Annotated in this window: 15 protein-coding genes; 4 read left to right on the top strand and 11 right to left on the bottom strand. The window is 70.0% G+C overall.

Annotated elements, in window-relative coordinates; translation table 11 throughout:
* Window positions 1-43: 43 nt before the first annotated feature.
* Window positions 44-607, bottom strand: coding sequence for a metallophosphoesterase family protein (locus AC6I6X_RS21515; protein ID WP_497932622.1), 564 nt, complete (start codon window positions 605-607; stop codon window positions 44-46).
* Window positions 608-668: 61 nt separating this feature from the next.
* Between AC6I6X_RS21515 and AC6I6X_RS21510 the strand changes: the two genes are divergently transcribed.
* Both AC6I6X_RS21510 and ddh read left to right on the top strand, forming a co-directional pair.
* Window positions 669-2,048, top strand: a complete 1,380-nt coding sequence (locus AC6I6X_RS21510) for an eIF2B alpha/beta/delta subunit family protein (protein WP_497932621.1) — start codon at window positions 669-671, stop codon at window positions 2,046-2,048.
* A 133-nt stretch (window positions 2,049-2,181) separates the two neighbouring features.
* Window positions 2,182-3,111 (top strand): D-2-hydroxyacid dehydrogenase, encoded by a 930-nt coding sequence (gene ddh / locus AC6I6X_RS21505; RefSeq protein WP_497932620.1) that lies wholly within the window; start codon window positions 2,182-2,184, stop codon window positions 3,109-3,111.
* Window positions 3,112-3,376: 265 nt separating this feature from the next.
* Here ddh and engB read toward each other — a convergent pair whose 3' ends face one another.
* Window positions 3,377-3,994, bottom strand: coding sequence for a GTP-binding protein EngB (gene engB / locus AC6I6X_RS21500; protein WP_497932619.1), 618 nt, complete (start codon window positions 3,992-3,994; stop codon window positions 3,377-3,379).
* 190 nt (window positions 3,995-4,184) lie between these two features.
* Entirely contained in the window at window positions 4,185-4,655 is a 471-nt protein-coding gene (locus AC6I6X_RS21495) for a DUF7994 family protein (RefSeq protein WP_497932618.1), read from the bottom strand.
* 137 nt (window positions 4,656-4,792) lie between these two features.
* Here AC6I6X_RS21495 and AC6I6X_RS21490 point away from each other — a divergent pair, with 137 nt between their 5' ends.
* Complete coding sequence (locus AC6I6X_RS21490; RefSeq protein ID WP_497932617.1) at window positions 4,793-6,085, top strand: TIGR00341 family protein; 1,293 nt, start codon at window positions 4,793-4,795, stop codon at window positions 6,083-6,085.
* Between the two features lie 14 nt (window positions 6,086-6,099).
* Here the strand turns inward: AC6I6X_RS21490 and AC6I6X_RS21485 are convergent, their stop codons facing one another.
* Both AC6I6X_RS21485 and AC6I6X_RS21480 read right to left on the bottom strand, forming a co-directional pair.
* Entirely contained in the window at window positions 6,100-6,408 is a 309-nt protein-coding gene (locus tag AC6I6X_RS21485; RefSeq protein WP_497932616.1) for a hypothetical protein, read from the bottom strand.
* Window positions 6,409-6,460: 52 nt separating this feature from the next.
* Window positions 6,461-7,444 (bottom strand): NOG1 family protein, encoded by a 984-nt coding sequence (locus AC6I6X_RS21480; RefSeq protein ID WP_497932615.1) that lies wholly within the window; start codon window positions 7,442-7,444, stop codon window positions 6,461-6,463.
* A 170-nt stretch (window positions 7,445-7,614) separates the two neighbouring features.
* On the opposite strand from AC6I6X_RS21480, the gene AC6I6X_RS21475 reads away from it, so the two are divergent.
* On the top strand, window positions 7,615-8,016 hold the full coding sequence (locus AC6I6X_RS21475) for a DUF5518 domain-containing protein (RefSeq protein ID WP_497932614.1): 402 nt from the start codon (window positions 7,615-7,617) through the stop codon (window positions 8,014-8,016).
* 106 nt (window positions 8,017-8,122) lie between these two features.
* Here the strand turns inward: AC6I6X_RS21475 and AC6I6X_RS21470 are convergent, their stop codons facing one another.
* The 6 genes from AC6I6X_RS21470 to AC6I6X_RS21445 all read right to left on the bottom strand — a co-directional run bounded on the left by AC6I6X_RS21470 (window position 8,123) and on the right by AC6I6X_RS21445 (window position 15,750).
* On the bottom strand, window positions 8,123-8,470 hold the full coding sequence (locus AC6I6X_RS21470; RefSeq protein ID WP_497932613.1) for a four-helix bundle copper-binding protein: 348 nt from the start codon (window positions 8,468-8,470) through the stop codon (window positions 8,123-8,125).
* Between the two features lie 92 nt (window positions 8,471-8,562).
* A complete protein-coding gene (locus tag AC6I6X_RS21465) occupies window positions 8,563-9,714 on the bottom strand; it encodes an AAA family ATPase (RefSeq protein ID WP_497932612.1) in 1,152 nt (383 codons plus the stop codon).
* A 115-nt stretch (window positions 9,715-9,829) separates the two neighbouring features.
* Window positions 9,830-11,266 (bottom strand): DUF7519 family protein, encoded by a 1,437-nt coding sequence (locus AC6I6X_RS21460; protein WP_497932611.1) that lies wholly within the window; start codon window positions 11,264-11,266, stop codon window positions 9,830-9,832.
* Complete coding sequence (locus AC6I6X_RS21455; RefSeq protein ID WP_497932610.1) at window positions 11,266-12,705, bottom strand: DUF58 domain-containing protein; 1,440 nt, start codon at window positions 12,703-12,705, stop codon at window positions 11,266-11,268. Before AC6I6X_RS21455 ends, AC6I6X_RS21460 begins: the two co-directional genes overlap by 1 nt.
* Window positions 12,698-13,552: a DUF7269 family protein gene (locus AC6I6X_RS21450; protein WP_497932609.1), complete on the bottom strand. Its 855-nt coding sequence runs from the start codon at window positions 13,550-13,552 to the stop codon at window positions 12,698-12,700. The genes AC6I6X_RS21455 and AC6I6X_RS21450 overlap by 8 nt, the downstream gene beginning before the upstream one ends.
* The gene (locus AC6I6X_RS21445; protein ID WP_497932608.1) at window positions 13,549-15,750 is read right to left on the bottom strand and encodes a DUF4129 domain-containing protein; all 2,202 of its coding nucleotides are present in this window, start codon (window positions 15,748-15,750) and stop codon (window positions 13,549-13,551) included. Before AC6I6X_RS21445 ends, AC6I6X_RS21450 begins: the two co-directional genes overlap by 4 nt.
* Window positions 15,751-15,769: the final 19 nt, after the last annotated feature.

Genomic DNA, 15,769 nt, shown 5'->3' with positions numbered 1-15,769 from the left:
TTCGGATCTTCGTCGCGGACTCGTGTTGTATCTTCGTCGGCATTCACGTCGCCTCGTTTCGCTCGGTCCGCCGATCGACGTCGAGACGTCCCCCGTCGACGGTCACGACGAGCATCGTCGCCCGATCGGCCGGACTCGCACCGGTCGCACTGCCCGGGTTGAGCACGCGAACGGCGTCGCCGGACGCAGTCCGACTGTCCGTCGAGCGTCCCTCGTCGCCGTCGACCGTCGTGTCGACCACCTCGTGAGTGTGACCGGCGACGGCGACTGGCGTGGTAGACGGCCCCGTCTCCGCGCGGGCCGTGTCGATCACCCGATCGCGCCACCCGGCCGGCGAGCCAGTGCCGTGGGTGACGACGAACGTCACGCCGTCGACGTCGACTGTCACCGTGTTCGGGAGGTCGAGCGTCGCGGGGTCCGTGTTCCCGCGGACGGCCGTCAGGTTGCCCTCCGCGAGGTCGACGACCCGATCGTAGCTCTCGGTCGAGTCGAAATCCCCCGCGTGGATCGTGTGATCGGCGCGGCGAATCTCGTCGGCGACCCAGTCCGGGATCGCCGGTGCCCGCGTCGGTACGTGGGTGTCGGCGAGGATAGCGATGCGAGCCATGTGCGGGCGTTTGACGCCCAGTCCCGAAAGCGATTCCCTCTCCGCACCCGTGGCCACGCGTATGAGCGATCCAGCGGGAACGGACGCCGGCGACGGAGCGGACGGGAACGCCGACGACGCGACCCACGTCGTCACCGCGTTCCTCCGGCACCGCGGAGCGGTCCTCCTCCTGCGCCGCAGCGACGCCGTCGGCACCTACCGGGGCCAGTGGGGCGGCGTCTCCGGCTTCGCGGAGGGCGACCCCGACGAACAGGTTCGCGTCGAGATCCGCGAGGAGACGGGGCTCGGCCCGGACGCGGTCTCGCTCGTCCGATCGGGTCGGCCCGTCGAGTTCGAAGATTCGGACCTCGGGCGGACGTGGGTGGTCCACCCGTACCTGTTCGATTCCGGGCGACGAGAGATCGAGTCGAGCGAGGAACACGATGCGTACGAGTGGGTCTCGCCGACAGCGATGATCGATCCCGCCGCCGACCGCGAGACGGTGCCGAAACTGTGGACGGCCTACGAGCGGGTGGCACCGACGGTCCGGTCGGTCGCTGCCGACGACCAACACGGCGCCGCGTTCCTCTCGATCCGGGCGCTCGAGGTGCTTCGCGATCGGGCAGGGCTGCTCGTCGACGAGCGATCGGAGTTCGGGGCGGACCCCGAGGGCGAGTGGGCCGAACTCGCCGAACTCGCCCGGCGACTGCTCGAAGCCCGGCCGTCGATGGCCGTACTCAGGAATCGGGTGAACCGGGCGATGGCCGAGTCGGGGGACGATGCCGAGTCGTCGGGCGCGCCCGCCGTGCTCGACGTGACGCTCGCGGGGATCGATCGCGCCCTCGCGGCCGACGACGACGCGGCGGCGACGGCGGCCGATCGCATCGAGGGATCGGTCGCGACCCTCTCGCGATCCGGGACGGTCCTCGACGCGCTCCGGGACGGCGCCCCGTCACGGGTGTTCGTCGCCGAATCCCGTCCCGCGGGAGAGGGCGTCGACGTGGCCGAGGCGCTCGCCGACGACTGTCCCGTTACCCTCCACACTGACGCGGCCGTCGCTCACGTCATCGACCGCGAGGAGCCCGATCGGGTCGTCGTCGGCGCGGACGCGATCCTCCCCGACGGCTCCGTGGTGAACAAGACCGGGACCCGGACGCTCGCGATCGCGGCCGATCGGGCGGGGATCCCGGTCTCCGTCGTCGCCGCCACGGACAAGGTCTCGACCCGCGAGGAGGTGAACCTGGAGTCGGGCGATCGATCGGCGGTGTACGACGGCCCGGCCGCGATCGACGTCCTGAACCCGACGTTCGACGTGACGCCGGCCGACTGCGTGACCGAGTTCGTGACCGAACGCGGGGTCCTCGATCCCGGCGAGGTCGGGGCGATCGCCGAGGAGTTGCGCGAACTCGAGACGTGGCAGTCGGACGGTGAAGCGACAGACGCAAACCCCTCCACGCGCTAACGTCTGGCGGCGGCAGTGACGAGGAGTTACCCCCACCGAGCCCCGTGTGACGAGGGTTTTTCCCGAGCCGCCATCCTCAATCCGAAGTCCGTTCGTGCAAACCTTGAATTTACCCTCGTCCGTACCGGCCGGTATGCAGATCGACCTCGATCGACTGGGCGTCCACGACTCCGTCGACGCAGTGTTCCCACCCGCCGAACTGGCCGACTTCCTCGCCGATCTCCCGTTCGACGTCGGCGTCGTCGGCGACGACGACATCGACGCCTGCGACGCGATCGTCACGCTCGAACACCGGGACGCGTTCCTGGATCTCGACTGGGTTCACTCGATCCAGGCGGGCGTCGATCGGTTCCCGGAAGACGAGTTCGAGGCCGACGACGTGGTGCTCACCAACAGCACGGGGATCCACGATCGGACGATCGGCGAAACGGTCGCGGGTTACCTGCTGGCCTTCGCCCGCCGACTCCACGATCACGTCGCCGACCAGGGGGACCGCCGGTGGGAGCGACCCGCGTGGGACGAGGCGTTCACCCTCCCCGGAACGACCGCCTGCGTCGTCGGAACGGGCACCCTCGGAGGCGGCGTCGCGGACGTGCTCGGCGCGCTCGGCGTCCGAATCACGGGGGTTCGCCGCTCGGCCGAACCCGTGCCGGGGTTCGAGGAGGTCTACGCGACCGACGACCTGCACGAGGCGATCGCAGACGCCGATTTCGTGATCGTCACCGTCCCGCTGACCGACGAAACCTACCACCTCTTCGGGGCCGAGGAGTTCGCGACGATGCGCGAGGACGCCTACTTCGTCAACGTCGCTCGCGGGTCGGTCGTCGACGAACCGGCGCTGATCGACGCGCTCGAAGACGACGCCCTCGCCGGGGCCGCGCTGGACGTCTTCGAGACCGAACCGCTCCCCGAGGACTCCCCGCTGTGGGGGATGGACGAGGTAATCGTCACGCCCCACTGTGCGGCCTACACGCGGGACTACTTCCGCGACGTCGGCGAGATCGTCCGCGAGAACGTCGATCGATTCGACAGCGGCGACGAACTCCGGAATCGGGTCGTCTGAACCCACCGAAATACACAGCCGATCGGCCGGGAGCGCGGCCCGAACGATCGTGAGGGACGCGCGATCCGGGGAAGGGCAGGCCGAACACGGGAGATCCTCCCGCGAGCGCCGCGACTGCGGCGCGAGCGGGCCGACGACTGATGTGGAGGCCCCGGAGGGCCGGAACGGAGGGAGGAGTGCTTTTGATCAACCTTTTGCCGAGCGTCGGGGCGACTGCGCCGGCTATCCGGCGCAGTCGCCTCAGAGCGCAGAGCAAAAGGTTGGTTTAGAAGAACTTGAACAGATCGTCCCGCTGCTGTTCGTGCAGGTGTTCCCGGACGGCCTCGTTCAGCGGCTCGATCCGGCCGTTCTTGGCGGTGATCGGTGCGATCGTCTCCTGCCACTGTTTCCACGGCGGGTAGAGGCCGAGCCGATCGCAGAGGTCGTTCAGCCGCTCGTCCCTGTCGTCGACCTTGTCCATCTTGTTGACCGCGACGACGACCGGGATATCGAAATCCCGCAGGAAGTGAAACATCTCGACGTCGTACGGAATTTCGTCGGGGCCGGAGTGGCGATCGATGATGTCGATTACGCTCTTCCCGTCGACGACGAGGATTCCCACGAGGATGTTCTCGGCGTACTCCTCGAGGTAGCGGACGATGTTCGTCTTGATCTCCTCGCGGTAGTCCTCGTCGACGCCGCTCATGAACCCGAAGCCGGGGAGGTCGGTGATGACGAAGTCCTCCGGGGCCCAGTCGTAGTGGTTCGGTTTGCGGGTGACGCCCGGCTTCCCGCCGGTGTCGAAGCTGTGGCCCGTGAGTTCGCGCATGAGCGTGGACTTGCCGACGTTCGAGCGGCCGACGAGGACCACCTCGGCGTCGCGATCGGGGCGGGTGTCGAACATACGTCTGGATAGGTACGAGGCGGGTTATAAGCACCGTGACGCGACGAGACCGGTACGGATCGCTGTACCGGGGCACCCGCAGACGGGTCGCGGTTGCGCCGGAACCCACGGACAGCCGTCCGTAGGGACGGGCCGGTCTGCACCGTCGTTGGTTCGGGACCCCGATCGCGAGCGATCGGTGCCGAGAGGGTCAGACGAGGGCGGCGACGAGGACGCCGACCCCGATCGACGCGGCCGCGAGGAGGACGACGCCGACGAGGCGGTGCAGTGAGGGGGACCGATCGGGATCGACGGGGCGGTCGTCGCGGGCGGTCTGGAGACCGAGCCAGGCGAGCGACGCACCGCCGACGGCCATGGTGGCGGCGAGGAACTGAGAACTCGTCGTGCCGGCGGTGGCGGCGGTCCGGAACCCGAGCACGGCGACGGCGCTCGCGACCGTCACGTGGGCGGCCCCGAGCAGGACGTGCCGGGGGACGGACACCGGTCCGATCGGTACCTCGTCCGCGAGTCCGCTGGCGATCGACAGGACGGCGCCGAGGAACAGTCCCGAACAGAGGACGAGGACGATCGGATCGGCGAGAGCGGTGAGTCCGAAGGCGGCGAGGAACGCGGTGACGAGGGCGAGCAGGAACGTACCGAACCACGGGGCGGGACGGTTCATCGTGGCGCGTGGTATCACGACTCGATCAAAGAAGCTACCGTCGATTCGCCGGACGTGATCACGGATGGCCCTCCGGATCGGCTCGTTGCGTGGGAAAGTACCCCAAGTTAAAGCCCCGGGATGCGTCAGTGTCGCACGTGCGGCTCGTACAGTTGACGATTCCAACGGGAAAGCGCCAGACGATCCTCGACACGCTCGACGATCGGGGGATCGATTACGTCGTCACTGACGAGGAGAGCAGCCGGGAATACACGGCAGTAGCCTACTTTCCCTTGCCGTCGGCGGCCGTCGAACCCATCCTCGACGAGATTCACGAGGCCGGGATCGACGAGGACGCGTACACGGTCGTCGTCGACGCGGAGACGGTCGTCTCCCGCCGGTTTTCCGAATTGAAAGCGGAGTACGAGGACGGCGACGTCGAATCCGAACGGATCTCCCGGCAGGAGTTGCAGGCCGAGGCGGACGGACTGACGCCGACGTTCGAGATTTACGCGACGATGACGATCATCAGTGCGGTCGTGGCGACGGCGGGACTCCTCCTCGACTCGCCCGCGGTCGTCGTCGGGTCGATGGTGATCGCACCGCTGATCGGGCCGGCGCTGGGTGCGAGCGTCGGTTCGGTGATCGACGACGAGGAACTGTTCGTCGAGAGCGTCACCTACCAGATCGTCGGGATCGTGCTCGCGATCGCGGCGGCGGCGGTCTTCGCCTGGATCGTCAAGATGACGAACGTCGTCCCGCCCGGACTCGACATCACGGCCGTCGACGAGATCTCCGAGCGGCTCGCGCCGGACCTGCTGTCGCTCGTGATCGCGCTCGGGGCCGGCGTCGCGGGGATCGTGAGTATCGCGACGAGCATCTCCGTCGCGCTCGTCGGCGTGATGATCGCGGCGGCGCTGATTCCGCCCGCTGCCGCGGCGGGGGTCGCCATCGCGTGGGGCCAGCCCTCGGCCGCGATCGGATCGACGGTGCTCGTGCTGGTCAACGCCCTCTCCGTGAACCTCGCCGGCCTCCTGACGCTGTGGTACGTCGGCTACCGGCCGGACAACCTGTTCGCGCTCAGCGAGACCGAATCGCGCGTCCGCAGACGGATCGTCGGACTCGCGGTAATCGTGCTCGTCTTCGCGGTGTTTCTCGGGGCGATCACCTACACCTCCTGGGAGGCCGGGAACTTCGAACAGAACGCCCGCGAAGAGGTCGAACTAACCCTCGAAGAGGCGGAGTACGAGCAGTTCCAGTTGCTCGACCTCGAGGTCGTCATGGACGACGACTATCCGTTCCGCGGGCCACAGCGGGTCGTCGTCACAATCGGCGGCCCGCCGGGTGCGTCGGCACCGGACCTCGCCGACACGATCCACGAGCGGGTCAATCGCCACGCCGACGACCCGGTCGACGTCCAGGTCCGGTACGTCCAGGTCGTCGAGCGGTGATCGGTCAGAATCGCTTACCGGTCCCGGATCCGATCGAGCACCGGGACGCGGCTCGATTCGTGGTTCGACTCGCCGTCCGCCGGCGCGTCCTCGCTCGCTCCGCCGTCGCCGCCGAGTCGCCGGCGAATCCACGTTCGCGGCCCGCCGATCCGGTTGATGAGGTAGGTCGGGAAGTAGAGCGTGGCGACGCCGAGCGCGAGGAAACCGATCCCGGCGACGTAGTTCCCCGAGCGAAGGAACCCGATGCCGACGACGAAGATCGGCCCCGAGATCGCAAAGCCCGCCGCCGTCTGGAGCATCCAGAAGATGCCGGGCCCCCTCATCCCGATCGCGCCTCCAGTTCCGATTGCGATGCGAGTCGTCGTGGATCCATCGTCACTCTTCGAAGGGTAATTCGGGTTCGTAGTCGATCGCCTCGACGGCCGCGTCGAGGACGGCCGTGACGTTCTCGCCGGTCTCGACGCTCATAGCGTGGTCGGCGTCGGGATCGTCCGTCCAGCGGTCGCGTCGATCGACCTTGTTCGCGACCGTCAGCACGGGGACGTCCGCGAACTGGGCGGCGATCGAGTCGCGCAGTTCGAGTTGCGAGTCGAGCGGGTAGCCACACTCGCCGCTGGGGTCGAGCATGACGAGCATGCAGTCGCCGAGGTGCTCGATGGCGCTGACCGCCTGGGTTTCGATCTCGTTGCGCTCTTCCGGGGGCCGATCGAGCAGGCCGGGCGTGTCGACGATCTGGTAGCGGATGTGATCCCGTTCAAAGTGTCCGACGCCGATCCCTTTCGTAGTGAACGGGTAGGAGGCGGTCTCGCCGCGGGCGCTCGTGACGTCGTTGACGAACGAGGACTTGCCGACGTTCGGGTAGCCCGCGACGACGATCGTCGGTTCGTCGGGGTTGATCTCCGGCAGGTCCCGCAGGTCGTTGCGCGACTCGTTGATGTACAGCAGTTCGTCGTCGATCTGCTCGACGATGTCCGCGAGGCGGGCGAAGGCCTGCTTGCGGTGCTTTCGCGCGGTGTCCACGTCGGTCTTGCGCAGGCGGGGCTGGTACTCCTCGTGGATCTCGCGGGCCTTCCGGCTGGCCCACATCACCTCCGAGAGGCTCTGGCGAAGCCTGTCGACGTCGACGATCGCGTCGGCGAGTTCGTAGTAGAACGGGTGGACGTCGTCGCCGTACTCGAAGTCCGGCCACGCCGTGACCACGTTCTCCAAGTTGTCCGAGATGATGTTCGCCGCCGTCTGGAGCATCGACTGCTGGGCCTCGAGGCCGCCCTTGGCCCTGCCGGACCGCGCCGCCCGCGAAAACGCCTTGTCGATCAACTCTTCCGACGTGGGCGTCGTCGGAAGGTCTTCGAAAATCATGCCCGGACCTAGACGGTGCGTTCTTAAAAGGTCGTTCGTTACGCGGCGGTCGCTCTCGGTCGTTCCCGGGGATCGCCGACCGCGATCGATCGCGCGTCCCGAGACGATCCGTCACCGCCTCGGAGAATGTCCGCCGACAGTTTATCTGCGGTCCCCGCGTACAGACGGGTATGACCGACTGGCGTGCCGTCATCATCGGCTTCCTCGTCGCGACGGTGCTCGGAATCGTCGGCCTCGCAGCGCCGGGAATCGGCCAGCTTGGCGCGGGCCTGATCGGCGGGTTCGTCGCCGGCTATCTAGCGGGCGGCGGCCTCGGAAGCGGCTTCTGGCACGGCCTGCTCGCGGGTGCGCTCGGCGGCATTCTCGGCGGCCTCCTCGTCGCCCTCGTCGTCGCGCTCGCGGGATGGGGATTCGGACCAGCCGGCGGAATCATGGGCGGGTTCGCCGGATTCGGCATCTTCGCGATGGCCGTGATGATCTCGCTGATCATGGCCCTCGAGAGCGCCGTCGCGGGTGCGCTCGGCGGCGTACTCAACTCCGGGACGCCCGATCGGTCCGCCCAACGGTACTAGCACCGGCGACGGACGGTAGCAAGTCGCCGACCGCGACCGAGCCTGCCGACGCGCTCGTCACTGCGTCGGCCGTATCCGGCAGCGAAGTTTTCGTCTCGATCGCGGTTCAGGCCGAAGCCATCTCCCGACAGCTCTCGGCACACTCCGGGAGAACCTCTGCGCAGGCCTGACAGTGGTCGTGGTCGTGCTGTGCACACTCCTCGGCGCACTCCTCGCAGAGGTCCGCACAGATCTCGGCCAGGTCGCCGTGGTAGCCGGAGTTGCGAGCCATGAATCGCGCGTGCATCGAGGCGACGTCCGCCACGTCCCGGCAGAGCCGAATACAGCGAGCCATCTCCTCGCCCTCGTCGACGCAGGCGTCCGCACACCACTCACACACCTGCGCGGCCTCGAGGCAGTTGTCGATACACTCCTGCATCTGCGCGTCCGCGTGTTCGATCTGTTGTAGTGCCATCGGGTGTACCGACAGTCGAGAGCGGAATCAACCTGTCCCGAGAAACTGCAAGCCCTCGCGGTGCCGACAGTCTCGACCGGACTCGCGATCGATCACCGCGGCGACTCGTCGGACCCGCTCGGCGGACGTCGGTCCGATCCATCGCCGTCGATCGACCCGCTCGCGGTCGCGTCATCCGTATTCGCCGGAGTCCCGTCGGGCGATCGGGCCGGTGCGGCCGACTCCCCGTCGTCGTGAATCGTGGCTGACTCGGCAGCGTCGTCGCTCGCCCCCGGCGAGACCGCCGGCACGCCGACGACGTTCAGCGCGCGGCGAACGACGTCGCGGCCCTCGACGCCCTCGACGGTGGCCTCGGTCGAGAGCACGACCCGGTGGGCCATCGTCGGGAGTGCGAGGCGCTTGACGTCGTCCGGGACGACGTACGTCCGGCCGTCGATCACGGCGGCCGCCCGGGCGGCTTCGAAAACGCGCTGGACGCCCCGCGGCGAGACGCCGATCTCGGTGCGCTGATCCTCCCGCGTCGCCCGCGCGAGGTCGATGATGTACCGGCGCAGTTTCCGATCGACCGTGACGTCCTCGGTCAGATCCTGCAGGACGCGAATCGTCCCCGGCGTCACGATCGGATCGACGCTGGGCGCGAGCGAGCGCCGATTCGCGCGGCGCTCGAGCAGTCCCATCTCGCCCTCGACGTCGGGATAGCCCAGCGAGGTCTTGACGCTGAAGCGATCGCGCTGGGCCTCCGGCAGTCGGAACGTACCCTCCTGCTCGATCGGGTTCTGCGTCGCGATGACGACGAACGGCGTCGGCAGGTCGTAGGTCGTCCCGTCGACGCTGACCTGGCGCTCCTCCATCGCCTCGAGCAGCGCGGCCTGCGTCTTGGGCGGTGCGCGGTTGATCTCGTCGGCCAGCACGACGTTCGCGAACACCGGTCCCCTGGCGAACTCGAACTCGCCGGCGTGCTCGTCGTAGATCGTCGACCCGGTCACGTCCGCGGGGAGCAGGTCGGGCGTGAACTGGATGCGCGTAAACTCGAGCCCCATCGACTCGGCGACGACCCTGGCCGTCACCGTCTTGCCCGTGCCCGGAACGTCCTCCAGCAGGACGTGACCGCGGGCGAGGACGGCCGACAGCAGTGCGTGGAGCACGGACCGATCGAGGACGGCCGCCTCCTCGATCCGTTCGACGACGGCCCGGACCGCATCGGCGGCCTCGTCGGCCGTGACGTTCGACGGCGTCTCGTCCATACTCGACAGTCACGCTATACGTTTAAGAAGCTCCTGTCTGCTGCGATTCAGGTCGGGTATCGGTTCCCGAAATCGGAGCGATCGCGAATGCCGATCTCCTGGGTTCGGGTCCGGTTCATCCCCGTACTGGAAGCAACAGGACGATCGCACCGAGGACGACCACGGCCACGGCACCGGTGCTCCCGACCCCGGCGAACGCGCCGCTGCGAAGCGTCTCGAGGCCGATCGCGACGAGTATCGCGACGACTCCGACGCCGATCGCGAGCACCCCGTGGAACAGTTCGAGTCGGCGCGTCTCGGGGATGTGACCGAGTTCGGCGGTCACGCCGAGGCCGAACGTCGAGACGTCCCAGACGATCGCCGCGCCGGCGATACAGCCGAACACGAGCGCGGGGTGGCCCCGGCCGAGCCCGATCGCGGCGATCACCAGGCCGGCGGCCGCGATCGCCGGCCCGCCGGCGCGGTCCGGGAGGACGCCGAGCCAGACGGCGACCACGCCACCGCCCACGACGACGACGAACACGATCGGGCCGACGCCGACGGTCAGGGCGGCGAGTGCCGCCACGACCGGCCTGAAGATCAGCGTGAGGATCGCGATCGGTGCCAGCAACGCGATGGCGACGCCGACGGTGATCGCGGCGCTTCGTCGGGTGGTGTCGGCGCTGAACCGGCGCGTGAGGCCCCGGAGCAACACGGCCGTCAGGCCCGCGAGCAGGCTCCCGATGGCGATTGCGACGGCCGGACCGAGCACGTACCACGACGAGAGCGCGGCGATCGCCGGGCCGACGAGCGGCCCGCTCAGCGGGGTCGCGGAGAGCGTCCCGCCGAGACCGAGGCCGATCAGGACGACGAGGACGATCGGCGTTCCGAGGACCACGACGAGCAGGGTCCGCCGCACCGTCGCGAGGCGACGTTCCATCGCGGCCCGGCGATCGCGGCGGGTCAACTGCAGGACCGGGAGCCACCGGAGTCCGAGCAGGACGGCACCCGCCGTCCCCCCGAGGACGAGCAGGAACCCGCCGATCGACAGCAGGGGAGCGGTCTCGCCGACCAGCAGGTTCAGGGCCCAGCGGCCGACGACGCCGACGGCGACGACCGCGAGCAGGACGATCGCCGCGAACAGCATCGCGGCGTAGGAAAGCGCCGTTCCCTCGACGCTTCGTTTTACCCCGTCGCTGCCCACGTCCGCCCAGGCGGCGCCGATCCCGAGCAGCGCGAGCGCGAAGCCGCTCACCGCGACCCCCTCCCGTGTCACCAGCGGTGCGACGACGATCAGCAGTACCGTCGCCGAGCCGAACGTCACGAGCAGGGCGTGGCCGACGAATAGCTGGACGAAGCCCGTCCGATCGCGTTCGAGGATACCGAACCCGGCGACCGCCATTCCGACGACGAGCGCGAGCGTGGTCACGAGCGAGGGCTCATCGAGCACCAGGCCGGCGACGCCGACGAGCGCCACGATCACGAGGGTCGCGAGCCACAGGCTCGCCGCCCGCGCCCGGCCCTCGTCGCCGATCGCGGACGGCCGATCGAGTCGAGGCCCGGCGAGCGACATCAGTCGTCACCTCCAGCGCTCGGGTCGCCGACCGGGCCGGTCGTGGGGCCGCCGTCACGTCCACTTCCACCGCCACTGCCGCCGGTCCCTGCACCCGGTCGACCGGCGAGTTTCGCGTCGGCGGCGAAGGCCTGCTCGATGATCAGCGGCAACGGCGTCCCGCGTCGCCAGTCGAACGTGCGGGCGCCGGCCGCCTGACACCGGGCGAGCCGCGTTCGTCGGCGGATCTGTGCGTGCTGGCCGCTGGCCGTGTTTTCGGGGACGATGTCGGGAGAGAGTACGACGGTGGGCAGGCCCGCTCCCCGCCAGGTCTCGGCGCCGCCGATCGGGACGGCGTCCAGCAACGGCGAGAACAGCGCGACCTGTGCGTTCGCCGGCGCGAGATCGATCAGTTTGCGGTGTTGCTCGGCGGCCCGGTCCGCTTCGTAGCGCTCCGATCCCGTCATCGACTCGCCCGGGTTGCGCTCGCGAATCTCTTTCGGCGTCGTCGCGTCGGTCGCCAGCCGGAACGACTCGAGCGCTCGCGATCGCAGTTCGCGTCCACGCTGGGGCTCGAGCCAGACCAGTCCGGCGGGGCCGTCCCCTTCGAGGCCGACGATCGCGACACCGACCTCGTTACCGTGTGCGAGCAGGTCGGAGAGCGCCCGCGTCGCCGCGTACGCCGCGAGTTCGACGCCGGTCGGCCGCCCCCGTCCGGCTACGACGTGGTTCGGACTCCGGGCGTCGACGACGAGGATCACCGTCGCGGCGACCTGCTGTTCGTAGTTGACCGTCGCGAGTTCGCCCCGTTTCGCGTACTGGCGCCAGTTGATCCGGCTCGCCGGATCGTCCGGCTGGTGTTCCCGCGAGGAGTGGAACGCGACGCCCTCGCCTGGCCGATCGGCCGTTAGCTGGCCGATACGCGTTCGCCCCGTCTCCTCGATCGGCGGCGCGTCGGCGTCGAGCCGACAGACGAGCGTGCCGTCGCCTGCGGGTTCGGGAGCCGTCGTCGTGACCGCGCTCGCGCCGAGGCCGCGAACCCGGACGTGCGGGGCGTCGAACGCGTAGTCGCCGCGTCGGGCGACCACGACGTACTCGATCTCGATCGTCTCACCAGGCTCGAGGGTCGTCCCCGCGCGCGGCGAGCCGTCGAGGACCGCGAGGTCCCGCGGAACGCCGTCGACGATCCGGAGGTCCGGGAGCGTCCGCTCGCTCTCGTTCGTCACCGACAGCGTCACGGTGACCGGTCGGCCGGGCGGGGCGGGCGTCGGCGTCACCGATCGGCTGAGTGCGAGGTCGTCCTCGTCGGGCGGGCGGACGCGCGAGAGCGCGCCGGCGGCCACGTAGGCCAGCGGGATGACACCGCCCAGCAGCAGGACGCCGTTCCCGTCGACCAGCCCGGCGACCACGAGCGCGATCGTGGCCGCGACGGCCCCCCGCCACCGTCGCTGTCTACGCATCGTTCACCTCCGGGTCGTCCCGGGCCGGATCGTCCCGACGATCGGCCGTCCCGTCTCCCCGTCCGGGGGAGTCAGTCGCCCGATCCTCTCGACGCCGACGGGATGGCCCCGGCCCGCGAGCGATCGCGTCCGGATCGACGGCGCGCTGTAACTCGCCGTCGGCCCCCCGTCGCAACTCCTCGAGACGGGGCTGTAAGACCGGGATCGATCGCGGCGCGGTCTGGCCCGGCACCGACGGCAGGGCCTCGTCGGCGGCCTCGGCGACGGCGGCCATCGCCCGCCGGGTTCGGCGGCGAACGACGCGCTCCGGGAACAGCCACGCGCGCAGCCGATCGCGGAACGGGCGCGGCGGCGGTTCCACGTCGGACGACAGGACGCTCGCGGCGACCCGATCGTCGGTCCAGCCCCCCGCGTCGATCGCCGCCCGGGCGTCCGCCCGGGTTCGGCCGCCCTGGACGAGCGCGTCGCACAGGGTTTCCCGGAGGACGGGCCGCACGACGGCGAGCCCGTCGTCGACGGTCTCTGCCTCGCGAGCGGTCTTGCCCGCTCGCTCGACGACCCTGGCGAGGCCGTCGCTCGAGAGCGGCGGCTCCCGGTCGGTGCGCTCGGGGGCCGGCGTCGCGAACCGATCGTCCTCGGCCCACGGAACGGCGGGGCCGGCCCCGCTCGCGTCGGGCGTCCCGCGGATCTTCCAGAGGCCGACCGCGAGCGCGACGAGCGCGAGCAGGACCACGCCGCCCGTGGCACCGTCAGACCCCGTCTGCCGGCTCGCGAGCCCGATCGCGATGCCGACGGCGACGAACGCCAAGCCGACGAGCGCGACGAGTACCGTCCGGAGTCGGCTCACGGGCGATCACCGCCTGTCCCGTCCGTTTCCGGGGACGAGCGATCGGAGGCCGGTTTCGATTCGCTTTCCGGTTCCTCCTCCGGTTTCGATCGCTCGTCGGGCCGACCCCGGCCCCCATCCGTCGTCGCCGTGTTCTGCGTCAACGCCGATGCGGCCTCGGCGGCGCGCTCGCGAACCCGCTCGGACAGCGGCCGCTCGCCGTACTCGACCTCGCGGAAGAGCGTCGTCAGTTCGCGAACCGGCTCGCGCGGGTAGCCGGCCTCGACGGCCGCGCGTTCGATCTCGCCGGGGGTCCGCGTCCGCCACTGGCCGGGTGCGACTTGCCGGGCGAAGGCCCGCCAGAGTTCCCGGAACGAGGGCTGGCCCCCGTCGTCGGCCGTCTCGCCGGTCGGCGTCGCAACCTCGTCGGCGCCCCGGGGTGCGGTCGTCGACGGGTCGTCCTCGCGGCTCGATCGCAGTCGGACGACGGCGACGGCCACGGCGAGCATCGCGGCCGCGACGAGGGCGCCCGGTACGTCACCGACCGCGTAACCGCCGGCAAGCAGTGGCACGGCTCCGACGGCGACGAGGGCGCCGATCGGGTGTTTCCGGACCCACTCCGTGACGCGGCCGATCGCGGCGACCCCGCGCGCCGGGAGCGATCGGAGCCAGTCGGCCAACCTCGCACCGAGTGCGGCGGCCGATCGCGGCAGGGACGCGACCCACGTTCGCACGGCACCGATCGCGTCTCGGAGGCGATCGACCGCCGTCTCGAGGATCCCGACCAGCGCGAGCGCGCGATCGACGACCCACGCGCTGACGTCGCGCGCGCGGTCGCGAACCGCCGGGGAGTCCACGTCGGGAGCCCCGTTGCGACCCGCGACGGCACCGAGTCCGATCGCGGCGACGACCGCGAGCGCGACGAATCCCGCGATCGGGCCGTAGAACGCCTCGACGACGAGGACGACGGTCAGTCCGGCGGCGAGGCCGACGACGGCGATCGGACCGCGGACACCGTGCGTTCTGTACGTGATGGCCGCGGCCCCTGCCATGACGAGCGACAGCAGGAGGGCGACGCCGCCGTACGCCCCGAGCAGCGTCACGGTCGCGGTCTGGTCCGTCGTGCTGACCGTGACCGTCGTCGTCGGATCCAGCGGCAACTCGACGGCCAGCAGCCCGTCCTCGTCGGTCGTCCCGCGCCGCTCGCCGTCGATCGTGACGGTGGCGTTCGGAACTGGTTCCCCGGCGATTTCGGCCGCGACGTGGCCGTCGCTCCCCGGAACCGGTGCGAGGCCGCCGGGCACCAGTGTCGCCTCCAGCAGCAGAACGTCGATCGTCGTCGTGCCCGCGAAGTCCCCGCGTTCGACCCGGACGTCGACCTGCTCGGTGCCGTCGTCGGGGACGGTGATCGTGGCGGTACCGTCGGCGGCCGTCTCTGTCACCTGCTCGCCGTCGACGGCGACGCTCGCCTCCCGCATCGGTTCGCCCTCGATCGCCGCCCGGATCTCGATCGGATCGCCGGGATAGGGATCGTCGGCGACGGTGATCGCGACGTCGCCGTCGATTTCGTACTCGACGGTGCTGTTCGACTCGTCGCTCTGGGCGGTCCCCGTCGCTCCCAGCGCGAACGGTTCCGATGTCGTAACTGCGCTGGCCGCCGAACCCGCAGACGAGACCGCCGGACCGACGGCCCGACAGTTCGGGTCGCCCTCCGCGCCGACGTGGACGACCAGTTGCTCGACGTAGGGGACCTCGCCGCTCACCCGGCCCCGATCGTCCGTCTCGCCGATCGATCGGTCGTTGAACCGGACCGGGACGTCGGTCAGCGGTTCGCCCTGGTAGCTGATCGTCGCCGTGACGTCGCGGCCCGGTACCGGGTCCCGGTCGAGCGCGACCGTACACGCGTCGAGGGTTCGATCGCCGCCCGGATCGATCGTCGTATCGCGGTCGTCGGGTTCGAGGTCGAACCACTCGAGCAGTTCGGTCCAGTCGAAGGAGATGTCCGGGCCGTCGCCGCCCTCGTCCGACCCGGAACCGGGATCGACGTCGGCGTCGGGGTCGCCCTCCCCCTCGGATTCCGGGGGCGACGCGCCGTCGGCGCCGAAGCCCGGCGCGAAAAACGACGCGAAGACGAGTGCGAGTGCCGCGAGCACGACGAACGAGACCTGGCGGTAGTCGAATCGATCGCCGCTCGACTCGTCCGTAGAATCGGCTGACACGTGCGTTCACCTCGTCGTT

Source organism: Halosolutus sp. YCN4, assembly GCF_059736495.1.
The sequence above is the reverse complement of the archived record's forward strand: the minus strand, read 5'-3'. Positions and strand labels throughout refer to the sequence as shown.